This is a genomic window from Rubrivivax sp. A210, from assembly GCF_904426505.1.
Lineage (GTDB): Bacteria > Pseudomonadota > Gammaproteobacteria > Burkholderiales > Burkholderiaceae_C > Rubrivivax.
In genome coordinates, this window is sequence record NZ_CAJGBN010000005.1 from 46,981 (window position 1) to 62,823 (window position 15,843).

Annotated in this window: 12 protein-coding genes; 9 read left to right on the forward strand and 3 right to left on the reverse strand. The window is 72.5% G+C overall.

Annotated features, from left to right (window positions below; all coding sequences use genetic code 11):
* Positions 1-8: 8 nt before the first annotated feature.
* The 3 genes from JMV16_RS05795 to JMV16_RS05805 all read right to left on the reverse strand — a co-directional run bounded on the left by JMV16_RS05795 (position 9) and on the right by JMV16_RS05805 (position 6,515).
* Positions 9-2,024, reverse strand: coding sequence for an LTA synthase family protein (locus tag JMV16_RS05795; protein ID WP_201493238.1), 2,016 nt, complete (start codon positions 2,022-2,024; stop codon positions 9-11).
* Positions 2,025-2,113: 89 nt separating this feature from the next.
* Positions 2,114-3,094: a response regulator transcription factor gene (locus JMV16_RS05800; RefSeq protein WP_201493239.1), complete on the reverse strand. Its 981-nt coding sequence runs from the start codon at positions 3,092-3,094 to the stop codon at positions 2,114-2,116.
* Complete coding sequence (locus JMV16_RS05805; protein ID WP_236580377.1) at positions 3,066-6,515, reverse strand: ATP-binding protein; 3,450 nt, start codon at positions 6,513-6,515, stop codon at positions 3,066-3,068. Before JMV16_RS05805 ends, JMV16_RS05800 begins: the two co-directional genes overlap by 29 nt.
* 233 nt (positions 6,516-6,748) lie before the next feature.
* On the opposite strand from JMV16_RS05805, the gene ureA reads away from it, so the two are divergent.
* From ureA to JMV16_RS05850, 9 genes are read left to right on the forward strand one after another with little or no spacing between them, the layout of a single operon-like run.
* Positions 6,749-7,051, forward strand: coding sequence for an urease subunit gamma (gene ureA / locus JMV16_RS05810; protein WP_201493241.1), 303 nt, complete (start codon positions 6,749-6,751; stop codon positions 7,049-7,051).
* Positions 7,052-7,061: 10 nt separating this feature from the next.
* Positions 7,062-7,367, forward strand: coding sequence for an urease subunit beta (locus tag JMV16_RS05815; RefSeq protein WP_201493242.1), 306 nt, complete (start codon positions 7,062-7,064; stop codon positions 7,365-7,367).
* Complete coding sequence (gene ureC, locus JMV16_RS05820) at positions 7,367-9,094, forward strand: urease subunit alpha (protein WP_201493243.1); 1,728 nt, start codon at positions 7,367-7,369, stop codon at positions 9,092-9,094. Before JMV16_RS05815 ends, ureC begins: the two co-directional genes overlap by 1 nt.
* A 58-nt stretch (positions 9,095-9,152) precedes the next feature.
* A complete protein-coding gene (locus JMV16_RS05825; RefSeq protein WP_201493244.1) occupies positions 9,153-9,968 on the forward strand; it encodes a phosphatase PAP2 family protein in 816 nt (271 codons plus the stop codon).
* On the forward strand, positions 9,965-10,906 hold the full coding sequence (locus tag JMV16_RS05830; protein ID WP_201493245.1) for a lysylphosphatidylglycerol synthase domain-containing protein: 942 nt from the start codon (positions 9,965-9,967) through the stop codon (positions 10,904-10,906). The genes JMV16_RS05825 and JMV16_RS05830 overlap by 4 nt, the downstream gene beginning before the upstream one ends.
* Positions 10,903-11,943: a glycosyltransferase family 2 protein gene (locus tag JMV16_RS05835; RefSeq protein WP_201493246.1), complete on the forward strand. Its 1,041-nt coding sequence runs from the start codon at positions 10,903-10,905 to the stop codon at positions 11,941-11,943. The genes JMV16_RS05830 and JMV16_RS05835 overlap by 4 nt, the downstream gene beginning before the upstream one ends.
* Positions 11,943-13,550, forward strand: a complete 1,608-nt coding sequence (locus tag JMV16_RS05840) for an ArnT family glycosyltransferase (RefSeq protein WP_201493247.1) — start codon at positions 11,943-11,945, stop codon at positions 13,548-13,550. The genes JMV16_RS05835 and JMV16_RS05840 overlap by 1 nt, the downstream gene beginning before the upstream one ends.
* The gene (locus tag JMV16_RS05845) at positions 13,547-15,100 is read left to right on the forward strand and encodes an ArnT family glycosyltransferase (protein WP_201493248.1); all 1,554 of its coding nucleotides are present in this window, start codon (positions 13,547-13,549) and stop codon (positions 15,098-15,100) included. The genes JMV16_RS05840 and JMV16_RS05845 overlap by 4 nt, the downstream gene beginning before the upstream one ends.
* On the forward strand, positions 15,097-15,819 hold the full coding sequence (locus tag JMV16_RS05850; protein WP_201493249.1) for a phosphatase PAP2 family protein: 723 nt from the start codon (positions 15,097-15,099) through the stop codon (positions 15,817-15,819). The genes JMV16_RS05845 and JMV16_RS05850 overlap by 4 nt, the downstream gene beginning before the upstream one ends.
* Positions 15,820-15,843: the final 24 nt, after the last annotated feature.

Genomic DNA, 15,843 nt, shown 5'->3' on the forward strand with positions numbered 1-15,843 from the left:
TCGACAACTCAGCGCAGGCTGCGTCGGACGTGCCAGTCCAGCAGACCCAGGCGGGCGCGTTCCTGCAGGTCGTCGGCCGCGTCGAAGCGGCAGGCATCCGCAGGCTCGCGCGGCGGGCTGCAGCTGAAGGAGGCCGGGTCGCCCAGGCGCCACAGGCCGGTGGCGCTGCGCGCCTCGCCGGCGAAGAAGAGGGCCCGCGGCGCCTCCAGCGGCGCTGCCGAGGGCGGGCGCAGCAGGTTGCGCCCGCTGTTGAGGTAGGGCCCGCTGATGCCCGCCAGCGGCATCAGCGTGGGGAAGATGTCGCGATGGCTGGCCGGCAGCTGCTGCTGCTCGCCGCAGGGTCGGCCGGCGCCCCAGATCACGAAAGGCACCTGGTGCAGCAGGTGGCGCCGCGCCGGCTCGGCATAGATGCCGAAGGAGCGCACATTGTGGTCACCGGTGGCGGCGATGACGGTGCGGTCCTTCTGCGGGCCCTGCATCACCTGCTGCACGAAGCCGCCCAGCAGATCGGTGGCATAGCGGTAGGTGTCGAGATTGGGCTTGAGGGTCTCGGAGCCGGTCTCGCCCTTCCAGGCCGCCAGGTCCAGCGGCGGGCGCGCGTAGTCGGCCGGCAGGTCGTAGGGCGGGTGGTTGGTGGCGGTGAGCACGAAGACGAAGAGCGGCTTGTCGCCGGGTTCGGCCGGCGGCCTGGCCAGGCGCTCGGCGAGGTAGCGGAAGACATAGCCGTCCCACACGCCCCAGATGCCCATCTCGGCCTCGGGATAGGCCTGCTGCAGCGTGCTGCCGTCGACGACCTCGTCGAAGCCCTGCACCGCGAGCACGCGGTCGAGCTGGCGCCAGCCGGCGCGCGTCGACGTCAGGAACAGCGTGCGGTAGCCGGCCTGGCGCGCCACCAGGGCGATCGACCAGGGGATGGGCTTGCGCCCGGCGCGGCCCAGCGTAAGCGGCGTGATGGGGCTGGCGTAGAGCAAGGCCTCCAGCGTGGTGTGGGTGCCGCCCTGGGCCGAATCGAAGTTGCTGAAATGGCAGGCGTTGGCCAGCGTGGGTGCCATGCGGCCCAGCACGTCGAAGCCCGGACCCTGGTAGCGCAGGGGCTCGGCGCTCCAGGATTCCATCAGCACGAAGACCAGGTTGCGGCGCGGCGTGCCGGCCGGCAGGGCCTCGTGGGTGCTCATCGCCGCGGCCAGTTCGGCCTCGCTGCCGCGCGGCAGGCCCAGCACGGCGGCAGCGGCCAGCGGCGAATCGAAGCCCAGCCCGCGCAGTCCGGCCAGAGGATTGCCCAGGTCCAGCGACTTGCGCCGGCTGTCCCAGGCGTAGTTGAGCGCAACGGCGCCATTGGGCACCATGTCGTTGAGAAAGGCCGAGGGTGTGACGCTGAAGTGCTGGCGCTGCAGCGGCATCGCGCGCAGCGTGCCCTTGTTGGCCAGCAGCAGCGCCAGCAGCGCCAGCACCAGGGCCAGGGCACGCAAGGCCGGCGGCCAGGCCAGCAGCTGCACACCCGACGGCGCCAGGCGCCGCAGCAGCCCGCGCTGCAGCCGGACGGTGACCAGCGTCAGCAGCGCGCCCAGCGCCAGCGTGGCCAGCACCGGAAAGTCGTGCCAGACGGTCTGCAGCACCGCCCGCGTGTCGTCCTCGAAGAGGCCGAAGACGACGTCGTCGATGGGCGTCTTGTAGAAGCCGAAGTAGTGCAGGTTGATCAGCGACAGCAGCAGCAGCAACGCCACCACCCCCGCCAGCAGCCGCGCCGCGGCGCGCGCCGGCAGCCACGCCAGTGCCGGCAGCAGCAGCAGGCCGGCAACGGCGCCCACGCGCAGGTCGAATCGCAAGCCCTGGAGCAGCACGCGGCCGACGTCGGGCGCGGACGCATGGAATCCCGCGGGCCAGAAATGAACGAGCTGGACGATGCGTATGGCGCCCAGGGCCAGCAGCAGCGGCGGCACCAGCGTGCAGGCCCGCCCGACGCCGCGCAGAAGGCGGTCGAGCACGGACGAGAAGGCAGACGAGAGGCGGGCAGGCAGGTGCATCAAGGGCCGGGATTGTGGGCGAAACCGCGCCCGCCGCGCCAGACTTGGCGCCCGCAGACCGCTGCGCTGGCGCGCCCTTGCACCGACCTTCAGGCCGGATTCAGCTCGCGCACCCGCTGCATCGCCAGCGCCGCCGCCGCGGTGCGCGTCTCGACGCCCAGCTTCTCGTAGACGCGCTCCAGGTGCTTCTTCACCGTGGCCGGGCTCGAGCCCAGGATGTCGCCGATGTCGCGGTTGGTCTTGCCCTTGGCCACCCAGTACAGCACCTCGCTCTCGCGCAGCGTGAGGCCGAAGGCCTGCATCGTGGCCTCCACGGTGGCGGCGTCGTTGACCTCGCGCAGCACGACCAGCCAATCCTCGTCGACGGTGCGCCCTTGCAGCGTACACACGAGCTGGCGCGCGCCGTCGCGCGGCAGCCGCGTGGCCAGCGGCCTCACCTCGCGCCCGGCCTCCGCCTGGGCCAACCAAGCGAGCAGCGGCGCCGGCACCTCGTCGACCGCGCTGCCGAAGTAATCGGGCAGCCAGCGCCGCGCCAGCGGCGTCTGCCAGGTCAGGCGCGGCTGGCCCGGCCCCAGGCGCAGCGACAGCGTGGCGTGGCCGTAGGCGTCCAGCGCATTGCGCGCCTGGCGGGCCTGGCGGGCCGCCTGCATGTGGGCGGCCATGCGCGCCAGCACCTCGGGCGGGCGTATGGGCTTGGTCACATAGTCCACACCGCCGGCCTCGAAGGCGGCCAGCACATGCTCGGTGTCGGTGAGGCCGGTCATGAAGACGACCGGGATGTGGGCCGTCTCGGGCCCGGCCTTGAGCCGGCGCGCGACCTCGAAGCCGTCCAGCCCCGGCATCACCGCGTCGAGCAGCACGATGTCGGGCTCGGCCTGGGCCGCGCGCAGCAGCGCGCTGGCGCCGTCGGTGGCCACCAGCACGGTGTAGCCGGCGGCATCCAGCGCGTCGTGCAGCAGGGCCAGGTTGTCGGGCACGTCGTCGACGATGAGCACGAGGCCGGCGCGCGAGCGGTCGAGCCGGTCGAGCGGGCCTGCAGCTTCAGGCGGTGTGGGTCTTGGCGAGTGCATCCTGGATCAGCCGGGTCATGGGGTCGAAGCGAAAGGCCTGGGCCAGTGCGCGCAGCGGCGCCAGCCAGGCGGCGCAATCGGGACGGGCGGCCGCTATCTCGTCGAGCAGGCGCTGCACGCCGCGCGGGTAACCGAGGCTGATCACCTCCTGCAGCGCCAGCAGCTGTTCGCGCGAGGGCAGGGGCAGGTTCCCGGACAAGGCCGGCGGCGGCGGCGCGGGCGCGGCAGCCAGCCACTGCAGGCCGAGCTGGGCGCCCAGCCAGTCGAGCAGTTCGTCGAAGCGCACCGGCTTGGTGATGAAATCGGCGGCCGTGATGCCGACATCGTTGTCCAGCGCCTTGTCGAAGGCGTTGGCCGAAACGATGGCCGCCGGCGCCGCGCTGAGCTTCAGGCGGCGCAGCGTGCGCAGCGTCTCCCAGCCGTCGATGCCGGGCATGGCCAGGTCCATCAGGATGGCGTCCACCGGCCGGCCGGCGCCGTGCGGCGACTGGCCTTCCTCCTGCATCAGGTCTACCGCGGCCTGGCCCGAGGCCGCCTGCAGCACGTCGAAGCCCAGGGCCTCGAGGCGGCGCGCCAGCAGCAGGCGGTCGACCTCCTCGTTGTCCACCACCAGCAGGCGGCGACGCGCTCCGGAATAACCCTTGCGCGGCGGGGGCAGGACCGGCCCGCGCCCCGGTTGCAGCTCGGGCAGGAAGAGGCGGATGCGGAACAGCGTGCCCTGGCCCAGGCGCGACGACACCGTCAGCTCGCCGCCCATCAGCTCGGTCAGCATCTTCGCGATGGTCAGGCCCAGGCCCGTGCCCCCCGCCGCGTGGCTGGCGGCCTCGGCGTGGGCGCCGCGTGAAAAGGGCTCGAAGATGCGCGCCAGGTCGGCCTCGGCGATGCCGGGGCCGCTGTCCTCGATCTCGAACACCGCCATGTCGCGCAGATGGCTGGCGCGAAAGGCGACGCGCCCGGCGGGCGTGAACTTGACCGCATTGCCCAGCACGTTGATGAGGATCTGGGTCAGCCGGCGCTCGTCGGCACGCACCAGCTCGGGCGCGCCCTGCACGTCGTGCTCGAAGCGCAGGCCCTTGCCCAGCGCCTGCAGCTCGAACATCTGCACGATCTGCTGCAGCGCCTCGCGCAGGCGCACCGGCCGCGCGTCCAGCGTGAGCTTGCCGCCCTCGATGCGAGCGATGTCCAGCGTGCCCTCGATCAGGCTCAGCAGGTGCTCGCCGCCACGGCGGATCACGCCCACGGCCTGGCGCCGGTGGGTGGGCATGGCCGGGTCTTCGTCGAGCAGCTGGGCATAGCCCAGGATGCTGTTGAGCGGCGTGCGCAGCTCGTGGCTGATGGCCGAGATGTAGCGCGTCTTGGCGCGGTTGGCGGCGTCGGCCGCGTGCCGGGCGCGCTGCAGCTGCTCATCGGTGCGTGCGTGCGAATCGATCTCCTTGACCAGGGCCTCGGTCTGGCGGTTGGACTCCTCCTGCGCGACGCGGCGGCTGATGCGCGTGAGCACCAGCCACCAGGCAATCACGCCGCTCACCAGCAACAGCGCGCAATAGGCCTTGACGAAGCCGGCGCGCAGCGCAGGCCCGAGCAGCGCCGCCGCCTCGCCCATGGCGCGCAACTCCAGCTCGTACAGCAGGTAGAGCAGCCCGGCCAAGGCCGGCGCCACCACCGCCATCAGCGGCAGGTAGTGGCCCAGGCCGGTGTCGAGCTGGGGCCACCAGGCGCGCGGCAGCAGGCGGCGCAGCAGGGCGCGGATCTGCAGCGAGGCGCGCGCCTCGGGCGGCTTGCACAAGTCCTGGCAGCGCGCGTCCAGCGAGCAGCACAGCGAGCAGATGGGTCCGCCATAGGCCGGACACGGCGCCATGTCGGCGCCCTCGTAGGCGCGCTCGCAGATGACGCAGCGGCTGGCCATGGCCTGGCCCAGGTAGGCGCCCTCGGCCGCGGCGCCGGGCCGGGCGATGTAGTAGCGGCCGCGCGTGGCCCAGGCCAGCAGCGGCGAGGCCAGCAGCGCCACCCCCATCGCGATGGCGGCCGAGAAGGCCTGGGCGCCGCCGCCGAACACGCCCAGGTAGGCCAGCACCGAGAGCAGCGAAGCCGCGCCCATGGCGCCCACGCCCACCGGGTTGATGTCGTACAGATGGGCGCGGCGGAACTCGATGCCGGCCGGGCTCAGGCCCAGGGGCTTGTTGATCACCAGGTCGGCCACCACGGCCATGATCCAGCTGATGGCGATGTTGGAGTACAGGCCCAGCACGCCGCCGATGGCGCGGAAGACCTCCAGTTCCATCAGCATCAGCGCGATCAGCGTGTTGAACACCACCCACACCACCCGCCCCGGGTGGCTGTGGGTGGCACGCGCGAAAAAGTTGCTCCAGGCCAGCGAACCGGCATAGGCATTGGTGACGTTGATCTTGAGCTGGGAAACGATGACCAGCAGGGCCGTGGCCGCCACCGCCCAGCCATAGCGCGGAAAGACGCCCTCGTAGGCCGCCAGGTACATCTGGTTGGGGTCGACCGCGCGATCGGCCGGCACCGACAGGCTCAGCGCCAGCGTTGCCAGCAGCGCGCCGCCCAGCATCTTGAGCACGCCCGGCAGCACCCAGCCGGGCCCGCCCACCAGCACCGCCAGCCACCAGCGCCCGCGGTTGGCGGCCGTGCGCGCCGGCATGAAGCGCAGGTAGTCGACCTGCTCGCCCATCTGCGTGATGAGGGCCACGCCCACGGTGAGCGCGCCACCGAAGAGCAGCGGATCGAAGGCGCCGCCGCGGCCATCGATGCCGGCGTAGGCGCGCAACTCGTCCACCAGCCCCGGGTGGGCCTGGAAGACATAGACGTAGGGTGTGATGAGCAACACCAGCCACAGCGGCTGCGTCCACATCTGCAGCTGGCTGATGGCGGTGACGCCGTGGGTGACAAGCGGGATCACCACCAGCGCGCTGAGCGCATAGCCCCAGGCGGGCGGGATGTCGAAGGCCAGCTCCAGCGCGTAGGCCATGATGGCCGCCTCGAGCGCAAAGAAGATGAAGGTGAAGCTGGCGTAGATCAGCGAGGTGATGGTCGAGCCGATGTAGCCGAAGCCGGCGCCGCGCGTGAGAAGGTCCATGTCCAGGCCGTGGCGGGCCGCAACGACGCTGATGGGCAGGCCGGCGGCGAAGATGATGGCCGCCGTCGCCAGGATGGCCCAGAAGGCATTGACGAAGCCGAACTGCAGCAGCAGCGTCGCGCCCAGCGCTTCCAGCACCAGGAAGGAGGCGGCGCCGCCCAGCGCGGTATGGGCCACCCGCCACTCGCTCCACTTGCGAAAGCTGTGCGGCGTGAAGCGCAGCGCATAGTCCTCCAGGCTTTCGCGGGCGACCCAGTCGTTGTAGTCGCGCCTGACCTTGATCACCCGCTGCTGGGGTGCGACAGGCGCACCGGAAGAGGGCATGGTCAGGGGTTCGGCAACAGGCATGGCCCTCGGGTCATGCACGATGCGCGCCAACGGTGCACGCCGCCGACGTTAGGATGGTGGCACCCATCGTGCTCTGCCCCACTCCATGGACCTGACACCTCGTGTTCGGCCGGCTTTTGCGGCCGCACGCGCTGATTGGAAACTTCAATGGATTTGACTCCGCGTGTTCGGCCGGCATTTGCGGCCGCACGCGCTGACTGGATGCCTTTATGGATTTGACTCCGCGTGAAAAAGACAAGCTCCTGCTCTTCACGGCCGCGCTGCTGGCCGAGCGCCGCAAGGCGCGCGGGCTCAAGCTCAATGTGCCCGAGTCCATCGCGCTGATCAGCGCCGCCATCCTCGAAGGCGCACGCGACGGCAAGACCGTGGCCCAGCTGATGAGCGAGGGCAAGACCGTGCTGGCGCGCGACGAAGTGATGGAGGGCGTGCCCGAGATCGTGAGCGAGATCCAGGTCGAGGCAACCTTCCCCGATGGCACCAAATTGGTGACCGTGCACCAACCTATTGCATGAAGGCCCGGCGATGATTCCAGGAGAACTTTTCACCGATGGCCCGGCGCACTCGCTCAATCCCGGCCGCACCACCCTGAGCCTCCTCGTGGCCAACACCGGCGACCGCCCCATCCAGGTCGGCTCGCACTACCACTTCGCCGAGACCAATGCGGCGCTGCACTTCGACCGCCAGTCGGCCAAGGGCATGCGGCTGAACATCGCCAGCGGCACGGCGGTGCGCTTCGAGCCGGGGCAGGAGCGCACGGTCGAGCTCGTCGCCTACGGCGGCCTGCGCCAGGTCTGGGGCTTCCGCGGCCTGACGAACGGGGGCGTGTGATGGCCACCATCGGAAGACGCGCCTACGCCGAGATGTACGGCCCCACCGTGGGCGACCGCGTGCGCCTGGCCGACACCGGCCTCATCGTCGAGGTCGAGAGCGACTACACCCTGCACGCCGGCGGCTATGGCGAAGAGGTCAAGTTCGGCGGTGGCAAGACCATCCGCGACGGCATGGGCCAGTCCCAGGTCGTCAACGGCCCCGGCCACCACGAAGCGGCCGACTGCGTCATCACCAACGCCCTCATCATCGACCACTGGGGCATCGTCAAGGCCGATATCGGCTTGAAGGGCTGCCGCATCGCCGCCATCGGCAAGGCCGGCAACCCCGACGTGCAGCCGGGGGTGGACATCGTCATCGGCCCCGGCACCGAGATCATCGCGGCCGAAGGCCTGATCGTCACCGCCGGCGGCATCGACACCCACATCCACTTCATCTGCCCGCAGCAGATCGAAGAGGCGCTGATGAGCGGCGTCACCACCATGCTGGGCGGCGGCACCGGGCCGGCCACCGGCACCTTTGCCACCACCTGTACGCCGGGCCCGGAGAACATCCACCGCATGCTGCAGGCGGCCGAGGCCTTCCCGATGAACCTGGGCTTCATGGGCAAGGGCAACGCCAGCCGGCCCGAGGCCCTGAGCCAGCAGATCGCCGCCGGCGCCATCGGCCTCAAGCTGCACGAGGACTGGGGCACGACGCCAGCGGCCATCGACAACTGCCTGACCATGGCCGAGGTCACCGACACCCAGGTGGCCATCCACACCGACACGCTCAACGAGAGCGGCTTTGTCGAGGACAGCATCGCCGCCTTCCGCGGCCGCACCATCCACACCTTCCACACCGAGGGTGCCGGCGGTGGCCACGCGCCCGACATCATGCGCGTGGTGGGCGAGCCCAATGTGCTGCCCAGCAGCACCAATCCGACCCGGCCCTACACCGTCAACACGCTGGACGAGCACCTCGACATGCTGATGGTGTGCCACCACCTCGACGCCGGCATCGCCGAGGACCTGGCCTTCGCCGAAAGCCGCATCCGGCGCGAGACCATCGCCGCCGAGGACGTGCTGCACGACCTCGGCGCGATCAGCATGTTCAGCAGCGACAGCCAGGCCATGGGCCGCGTCGGCGAGGTCATCATCCGCACCTGGCAGACGGCGCACAAGATGAAGGGCCAGCGCGGCGCGCTGCCGGGTGACGGCGCGAAGAACGACAACTTCCGCGTCAAGCGCTACATCGCCAAGTACACGGTGAACCCGGCCCTGGCCCACGGCATCGCGCACGAGGTCGGCAGCATCGAGGTCGGCAAGTGGGCCGACCTGGTGATCTGGCGCCCGGCCTTCTTCGGCATCAAGCCCAGCCTCATCCTCAAGGGCGGCTTCATCGCCGCGGCGCTGATGGGCGACGCCAACGCCAGCATCCCGACGCCGCAGCCGGTGCACTACCGGCCCATGTTCGGCAGCTACGGCGGTGTGCTGCCGGCCACGTCCTTGAGCTTCGTCAGCCAGAGCGCGCTGCAGGCCGACATCGGCGAGCAGCTCGGCCTGCGCAAGCGTCTGGCCTCGGTGCAGGGCTGCCGCACGGTGAAGAAGGCCGACATGATCCACAACGCCTACACGCCGGCGATGGAGATCGACCCCCAGACCTACCGCGTGCGCGCCGATGGGCAGCTGCTCACCTGCGACCCGGCGACGGTGCTGCCGATGGCGCAGCGCTACTTCTTGTTCTGACCGTCCCGCCCCGGCGCCCCCAGGGCGCATCGCCGACAATCGCGGCCTGGACACCCGCATGGATCAAGGCCTGCCCACAACGCAATCCCCGCACGCTTGGCGCACAGCTGCGCTGGCGGCGCTGTTGCTGGGCGGCGGCGCGCTGGCGCTGCACGGCGGTGCGCTCGACCGCCAGATCTTCGCCGCCGTCAACGCCTGGGGGCCGGCGGGGGCGGTGGCCTGGTCGGCGCTGTCGGTGGCCGGCCTGGGCAGCGCCGCCCTGCTCTTCGCCGGCGCGGCCGGGCCGCGACGGCCCCAGGTGCTGGCGGCCTTCATCGTCGCCGTGATCGGCGGCGGCCTGTTGGTGCAGTTGCTCAAGGGCGGCTTCGCGATGGGGCGCCCACTGGCTTTGCTGGGGCCCGAGGCGGTGCAGGTCATCGGCATGGAGCTGCGCTCGCGCTCGATGCCCTCGGGCCATGCGGCGATGGCCTTCACCGCGGCAGCACTGCTGTTGGCCGGCCCGCTGCGCGCCGCAGCCCTGCCTTGGCGTGTGCTCGCGCTGCTGGCGGCACTGGCGGTGGCGCTGTCGCGCATCGCGGTCGGCGCCCACTGGCCCAGCGATGTGGCAGCCGGCGCCGCCCTGGGCTGGGCCGTGGGGCTGGCCATCAATGGCACGCCGAAGGGGCAGGCCCTGGTGGCACGCATGGGCGATGGCCTGGCTGGCCGCGTCGGCGCCCATCTGACGGCGGCGGCCCTGGTGGCCACGGCCTGCGGCTTCTGGGTCGCCGAGCGCGAATACCCGCAGGCCGGCTGGATGCACGGCGTCGTCGCGCTGATCGGCCTGGCCGCCGCGCTGCTGTGGTGGCGCGCCCACCCCGGGCCGGGCGCGCGGTGAAGCGCCAAATCCTCGTCTGGCTGCTCGGCGGCCTGGCCGCCCTGGCCCTGGCCTGGGTGCTGCCGGCGCCGGCCCAGCTGTGGGCACGCGCCACGGCGCTGCCGCCCCTCACCTGGCTGATCGCGGCCCTGGGCATGGGGGCCAGCTACACGCTGCGCGCGCTGCGCCTGCGCGACGAGTGGCGGCACCGGCTGCCGGTGCGCCTGGCCGAATGCCTGCACATCACGCTGGTCCACAGCGCCGCCATCAATGTGCTGCCCATGCGCGCCGGCGAACTCGGCTTCCCCTGGCTGCTGTACAAGCGCTGGGGCGTGCCGGTGGGTGATTCGGCTGCCAGCCTTTTCTGGCTGCGCCTGCAGGACGCCGCCGTGCTGGGCCTGTTGGGCGCCGCGGTCTTCGGGCCTGATCTCGGCCTGGCGCCGGCTGCGGCGTTTGTCCTGCGCGGCACGCTGGCGCTGGCGCTGCTGGGCCTCATCGTCTGGCGCGGTGCCAGCCTGGCCCGCGCTGCCCTGGCGGCAGTGGGCGGGCCGGGCGGTGGCGGCACCTGGCTGGCGCGGGCGCTGGCGCGCGTGCTGCAGGCGGTGCTGCGCTCGCATGCGCGCGGCTGGCTGTGGACGCTGGCCAACTGGCTGGTCAAGATCGCCGTGCTGGCCCTGCTGCTGAGCGGCATCGCCGAGCTGCCGCTGGCCATGGCCTGGGCCGGCGCGCTGGCTGGCGAAGGCGCGGCCGTGCTGCCCATCCAGCCGCCGGCCGGCTTCGGTACCTATGAAGCCGGCGTCTGGGTCGGTGCCCGCCTCGCCGGCGCCACGGTTTCCCCCTCCACGGTGCTCGGCGCCGCCTTCACCATGCACCTGTTCGTGATCGTCTTCTCCATCCTGGCCGCCGCGGCCAGCCACGGGCTGCAAGGCACACCGCGCGGACAGCAACGAACCTCATGAACGCCATCACCCTTCCCACGCCCCTGGCCGCGGCCAGCGAAACCGCGCCGCCGCACCGCCTGTCCATCGTGGTGCCGATGTACAACGAGATCGACAACGTCGCGCCGATGATCGACGACGTGCAGGCGGCGATGGCGAGCTACCCCCACCCCTGGGAACTGATCGTCGTCGACGACGGCAGCCTCGACGGCACCGGCGCCGCGCTCGAGCGTCACGCTGCGAAGGTGGGCCCCCATGTGCGCGTGCTGCGCCTGATGCGCAACTTCCGCCAGACCGCAGCCATGCAGGCCGGCATCGATGCGGCGCGCGGCGATGTCATCGTCACCATGGACGGCGACCTGCAGAACGACCCGCGCGACATCCCGCGGCTGGTGGCGCGACTGCTGGTCGAGGACATGGACCTGGTGGCCGGCTGGCGCAAGAACCGCCAGGACGGCTTCGTGCTGCGCAAGCTGCCCTCGAAGATCGCCAACCGCCTGATCCGCCGCGCCACCGGGCTGGAGTTCAAGGACCTGGGCTGCAGCCTCAAGGCCTTCCGCGGCGACGTGCTGCGCCAGGTGCGGCTGTACGGCGAGATGCACCGCTTCATCCCGGCGTGGCTGGCCACGGTGACCTCGCCCTCGCGCATGGCCGAGGAGCCGGTGAATCACCGCGCCCGCCTGATGGGCACCAGCAAGTACGGCCTGTCGCGCACCTTCCGCGTGCTCACCGACCTGCTGGCGATGTATTTCTTCCTCAACTTCGGCACCCGGCCGGGGCAGTTCTTTGGCGGTGTCGGCCTGCTGGTGTCCACCATAGGCGGCCTCATCCTGGCCTGGATGGGGGTCGAAAAGCTGATGGGCCAGGCCATCGGCACGCGGCCCATGCTGGCCCTGGGTTTCTTCATGCTGGTCGGCGGCCTGCAGTTCCTGACCACCGGCGTGCTGGCCGAACTGCTGATGCGCGTCTACTACGAAGGCGGCCACGGCATGGCCTACCACCGGCGTCCCGGCAGCGAGCCCGCCGCCGACGAGGCCTGGCACAGCAAGCGCGACTGATGGCGCTGGCGATGGCGGGCGCCGCGGCGCCGGGCAAGGAGCGCGGCCTGGCCGTCATCGGCGCGGCCCTGTTGCTGCTGTTGTGGCTGGCCGGCCTGGGCAGCGCGCCGCTTTTCGACGTCGACGAGGGCGCCTTCGCCGAGGCCAGCCGCGAGATGCTGGCCAGCGGCGACTGGGGCCACACCACGCTCAACGGCGAAGACCGCTTCGACAAGCCCATCCTCGTCTACTGGCTGCAGGCGGCCAGCCTGGCCCTCTTCGGCACCACCGAGTTCGCTGCCCGCCTGCCCTCGGCCCTGTGCGCCTGGGCCTGGTGCCTGGCCACCGCCGCCTTTGCCGCGCCGCGCTGGGGCCGCGGCGTCGCGGTGGCGGCAGCCGGCATGCTGGCCACCAGCCTGGGGCCGCTGCTGATAGGCCGCGCAGCGACAGCGGATGCCTTGCTCAACCTGCTGCTGGCGCTGTCGCTCTTCGACCTCTGGCGCGCACTTGAGAACCCGGCCGCTGCAGCGCCGCGCCGCCGCGCCTTTCTCTGGGTGGCGCTGGGCCTGCTCACCAAGGGCCCGGTGGCGCTGCTGCTGCCCGGTGCCGCCCTCCTGCTGTGGGCCGCGGCCGGCTGGCGCGAGCACAGGCCCTGGGCCGTGCTGCGTCCCCTGTTGGCCGACGGCCGCGCCTGGGTCCTGGGCCTGGCCGTCGCCCTGCCCTGGTATGCCTATGCGCTGCAGCGCCACGGCCAGGACTTCGTCGACGGCTTCCTGGTGCGCCACAACCTCGACCGCTTCTCGGCGCCGCTCGAAGGCCATGGCGGCGGCGGCGCCTACCACCTGCTGGTGCTGCCGCTGCTGATGCTGCCGTGGACGCCGCTGCTGCTGCCGCTGCTGCGCGGCCTGCGCGCCAGCTGGGCCGATCCGGCGCTGCGCTTCCTGCTGCTGTGGGCCGGCTTCGTGGTCGTCTTCTTCTCGCTTTCGGGCACCAAGCTGCCGCACTACGGCCTCTATGCGATCACGCCGCTGCTGCTGCTGGCGGCACGCGCCCTGGTCGGCGCCGGGCGCACCATGGCGCTGGCGCTGGCAGCGTGCGCGCTGGGGCTGTGGCTGCTGGCCGCGGCCTCGCCGCAACTGGCCGCCCTGCTGGCCCAGGGCCGGGCCGACCCGCAATGGACGGCGCGCTTCATCGCCGCCGCGGCCCAGCCGGCGCTGTCGCTGCCAGGCATCGCGCTGGGCGGCGCGCTGATCGCCGCCCTGGCCGCCGGGGCCTGGCTGCGCGCGGCGCGGCACCTGCCGGCGCTGCTCGCTGCCGCCGCGGTGGCCGCCTGTGGCTGGACGCAATTCGCCCTGCCCTGGTGGGGCCAGGCGCTCCAGGGCCCGGTGCGCGCGCTGGCGCTGGCTGCGCGCCAGCAGCAACTGCCGCTGGTGCAGTGGCGGCTGCACCAGCCCAGCGCCGCCTACTACCGCGGCGAACCGGCCCCACGCCGCGAACCCCGGCCCGGCGAGGCTGCCCTGGTGCGCGAGGACCGCTTTGACGCACTGCCGGCCGACGAGCGCAGCGCCTACCGGGTGCTGGCGCGCGACCGCGGCTTCGCCCTGGTCCTGCGGGGGACGGCACCATGAGCCGCGGTCCGTCAGGCCCATCGGGTCCATTCGGCTGGCCGCTCGCCGCCTTCGGGGCCGCCCTGCTGGCGCTGCTGGGCCTGCGCCTGGCCCTGGTGGCCGGCAGCGGCGCCTCGCTGCACGTCGACGAGGCGCAGTACTGGGACTGGTCGCGCACATTGCAATGGGGCTATTACTCCAAGCCGCCTGCGGTGGCGGTGCTGATCCGCGCCTCGACCGCGCTCTTCGGCCACGGCGAGGTCGGCCTGCGCGCGCTGGCGATGGCCAGCTATGCGCTCACCGCCGCCGTGCTGTGGGCGCTGGGCCGCGACGTCGAGGCCAGCCTGCCGGCGGACCAGCACCGCCATGTCGGCATCTGGGCCGCGGCGGTCTTTGCCGCCAGCCCCATTGCCGGACTGCTGGGCCTGGTGGCCACCACCGACGCGTTGCTGCTGCTCTTCTGGGCGCTGGCGCTGTGGGCGCTGTGGCGGGCGGTGGCCGGGCGCAGCGCCCTGGCCTGGGTCGGCTTCGCGCTCGCCTGCGGTTTCGGCTTGCTTGACAAGTACACGCTGGGCGCCCTGCTGCTGGGCGCGGCCCTCTTCGTCTGGCGCGCCGGCGACCGCCGCGCCTGGATGGGCTTTGCCGGTGCGGCGCTGTGCGCGCTGCTCATCGTGGCGCCCAATCTGCTGTGGAACGCCGAAGCCGGTTGGCCCACGCTGCGCCACACGGCCGAGATCACGGTGCAGCAGCGGGCGACGCGAAGCCTCGCCGCGGCGGCCGGCGAGTGGCTGTCGTTCACGCTGGCCCAGCCGCTGATCCTGGCCCCGCTGCTGCTGCCGGCCCTGGCCTGGCGTGGCCGGCGCTGGCGCGGCGGCGCGGCGGAGTGGCCGGCGCCGGCCGCGGCGCTGCTGGGCTGGACCTCGCTGCCGCTGGCCGCGGTGGGCCTGCTGCAGGCGGCGCGCAGCCATGCCGAGATCAACTGGATCGCGCCCGTCCACCTGGCCGCGGCCCTGGCCCTGGCGCTGGCGCTGGCGCCGCGACCGGCCGACGGCCAGCGCCGCTGGGCCGGCCTGCTGGCGGCGCAGCTGGTCCTGGTCACGCTGCTGGCCGGTGCGCCCATCGTCCAGCGCGCGCTGGCGCCGGGCCGCATGCTGCCGGCAACGCTGGACGCCTGGGGCCGCATGCGCGGCTGGCCGGCGGCCTATGCCGAGCTGGCGCGGGCGCTGCCGGCCGAGGGGCCGATCCACCTGCTGGGCACCTCGCGCACCGTGCTGGCCCAGGCCGCCTACCAGTGGCGTGATCGAGCGCTGCTGCGCGCCGTCTGGCGGCCCGGCAGCGTGGCCAACAGCCACTATGAGCTGAGCTGCCCCTGGCGCGGCGGTGGTGGCGCCGGCCCCTGGTGGGTGTTGTCCGAGGGCGAGCCGCCGGCCGACCTGGCCGCTGCCCTGGGCGGGCTGGAGACCGTGGCCGCGGTGGCGGTGCGGCGCTCGTCCACCGGCGTCATAGCCCTGCGCCTGTCGCGCCCGCGGGCGCTGCCGCCAGCCAGCGGTGAACAAGCCTTCTGCCGATGAACGCCCCGCCCACCCCGCGGCCCTGGCGCGCACGCGAACGCGAATGGGCCTGGCTGGCCGGCGCCTTCTCGCTGGCCTGCATCGTCTTCAGCGCCTGGCCCGGGCTGGACCTGTGGGCGGCAGCGCTATTCCGCCAGGCGGACGGCGGCTTCGTCGGCAACGGTCTGAGTTGGGTGCGCGCCGTCTACGTGGCCGTACCCTGGTTCGGCCGCGCTGCCGGCCTGGCCGGCCTGGTCATCGCCTTGATCTGGTGGAAGCGCCCCCCCGCGCTGCTGGGCGTGCGCTGGTGGCGGCGCAGCATGCTGCTGGCGCTGGCGATGTGGCTGGGCACCGGCGCCCTGGTCAACGGCGCGCTCAAGGAAGGCTGGGGGCGGGCGCGGCCGGTGGCGGTGCAGGAGTTCGGCGGCCCGGCCCACTTCACGCCGGCTTTGCGCCCGGCCAAGCAGTGCCGCACCAATTGCAGCTTCGTCAGCGGCCACAGCGCCACCGGCTTCACGCTGCTGGCCGTGGGCCTGCTGGGCGCGCCGGCCACACGCCGGCGGTGGCTGCTGATAGGCGCCGCCGCCGGCCTGCTGGTGGGCGGCGGTCGCATGGCCCAGGGCGGCCACTTCCTCAGCGACGTGCTCTTCAGCGGCCTCGTGCTGTGGCTGGCCAGCGCCGCCATCCGCGAGGCCTGGCTGCGCATCAAGGCGCGGCAGCGGCGCCGCTCCGTACACTGAACACCAACACCATCCGCCCAGGGA

What these genes read in the sequence shown, in the direction of transcription:
- JMV16_RS05845 (WP_201493248.1), top strand. Translation starts at nt 13,547, where the DNA reads ATGAGCCGCGGTCCGTCAGGCCCATCGGGTCCATTCGGCTGGCCGCTC.
- JMV16_RS05850 (WP_201493249.1), top strand. Translation starts at nt 15,097, where the DNA reads ATGAACGCCCCGCCCACCCCGCGGCCCTGGCGCGCACGCGAACGCGAA.
- ureC (WP_201493243.1), top strand. Translation starts at nt 7,367, where the DNA reads ATGGCCACCATCGGAAGACGCGCCTACGCCGAGATGTACGGCCCCACC.
- JMV16_RS05835 (WP_201493246.1), top strand. Translation starts at nt 10,903, where the DNA reads ATGAACGCCATCACCCTTCCCACGCCCCTGGCCGCGGCCAGCGAAACC.
- JMV16_RS05805 (WP_236580377.1), bottom strand. Translation starts at nt 6,515, where the DNA reads ATGCCCTCTTCCGGTGCGCCTGTCGCACCCCAGCAGCGGGTGATCAAG.
- ureA (WP_201493241.1), top strand. Translation starts at nt 6,749, where the DNA reads ATGGATTTGACTCCGCGTGAAAAAGACAAGCTCCTGCTCTTCACGGCC.
- JMV16_RS05825 (WP_201493244.1), top strand. Translation starts at nt 9,153, where the DNA reads ATGGATCAAGGCCTGCCCACAACGCAATCCCCGCACGCTTGGCGCACA.
- JMV16_RS05795 (WP_201493238.1), bottom strand. Translation starts at nt 2,024, where the DNA reads ATGCACCTGCCTGCCCGCCTCTCGTCTGCCTTCTCGTCCGTGCTCGAC.
- JMV16_RS05800 (WP_201493239.1), bottom strand. Translation starts at nt 3,094, where the DNA reads ATGCACTCGCCAAGACCCACACCGCCTGAAGCTGCAGGCCCGCTCGAC.
- JMV16_RS05840 (WP_201493247.1), top strand. Translation starts at nt 11,943, where the DNA reads ATGGCGCTGGCGATGGCGGGCGCCGCGGCGCCGGGCAAGGAGCGCGGC.
- JMV16_RS05815 (WP_201493242.1), top strand. Translation starts at nt 7,062, where the DNA reads ATGATTCCAGGAGAACTTTTCACCGATGGCCCGGCGCACTCGCTCAAT.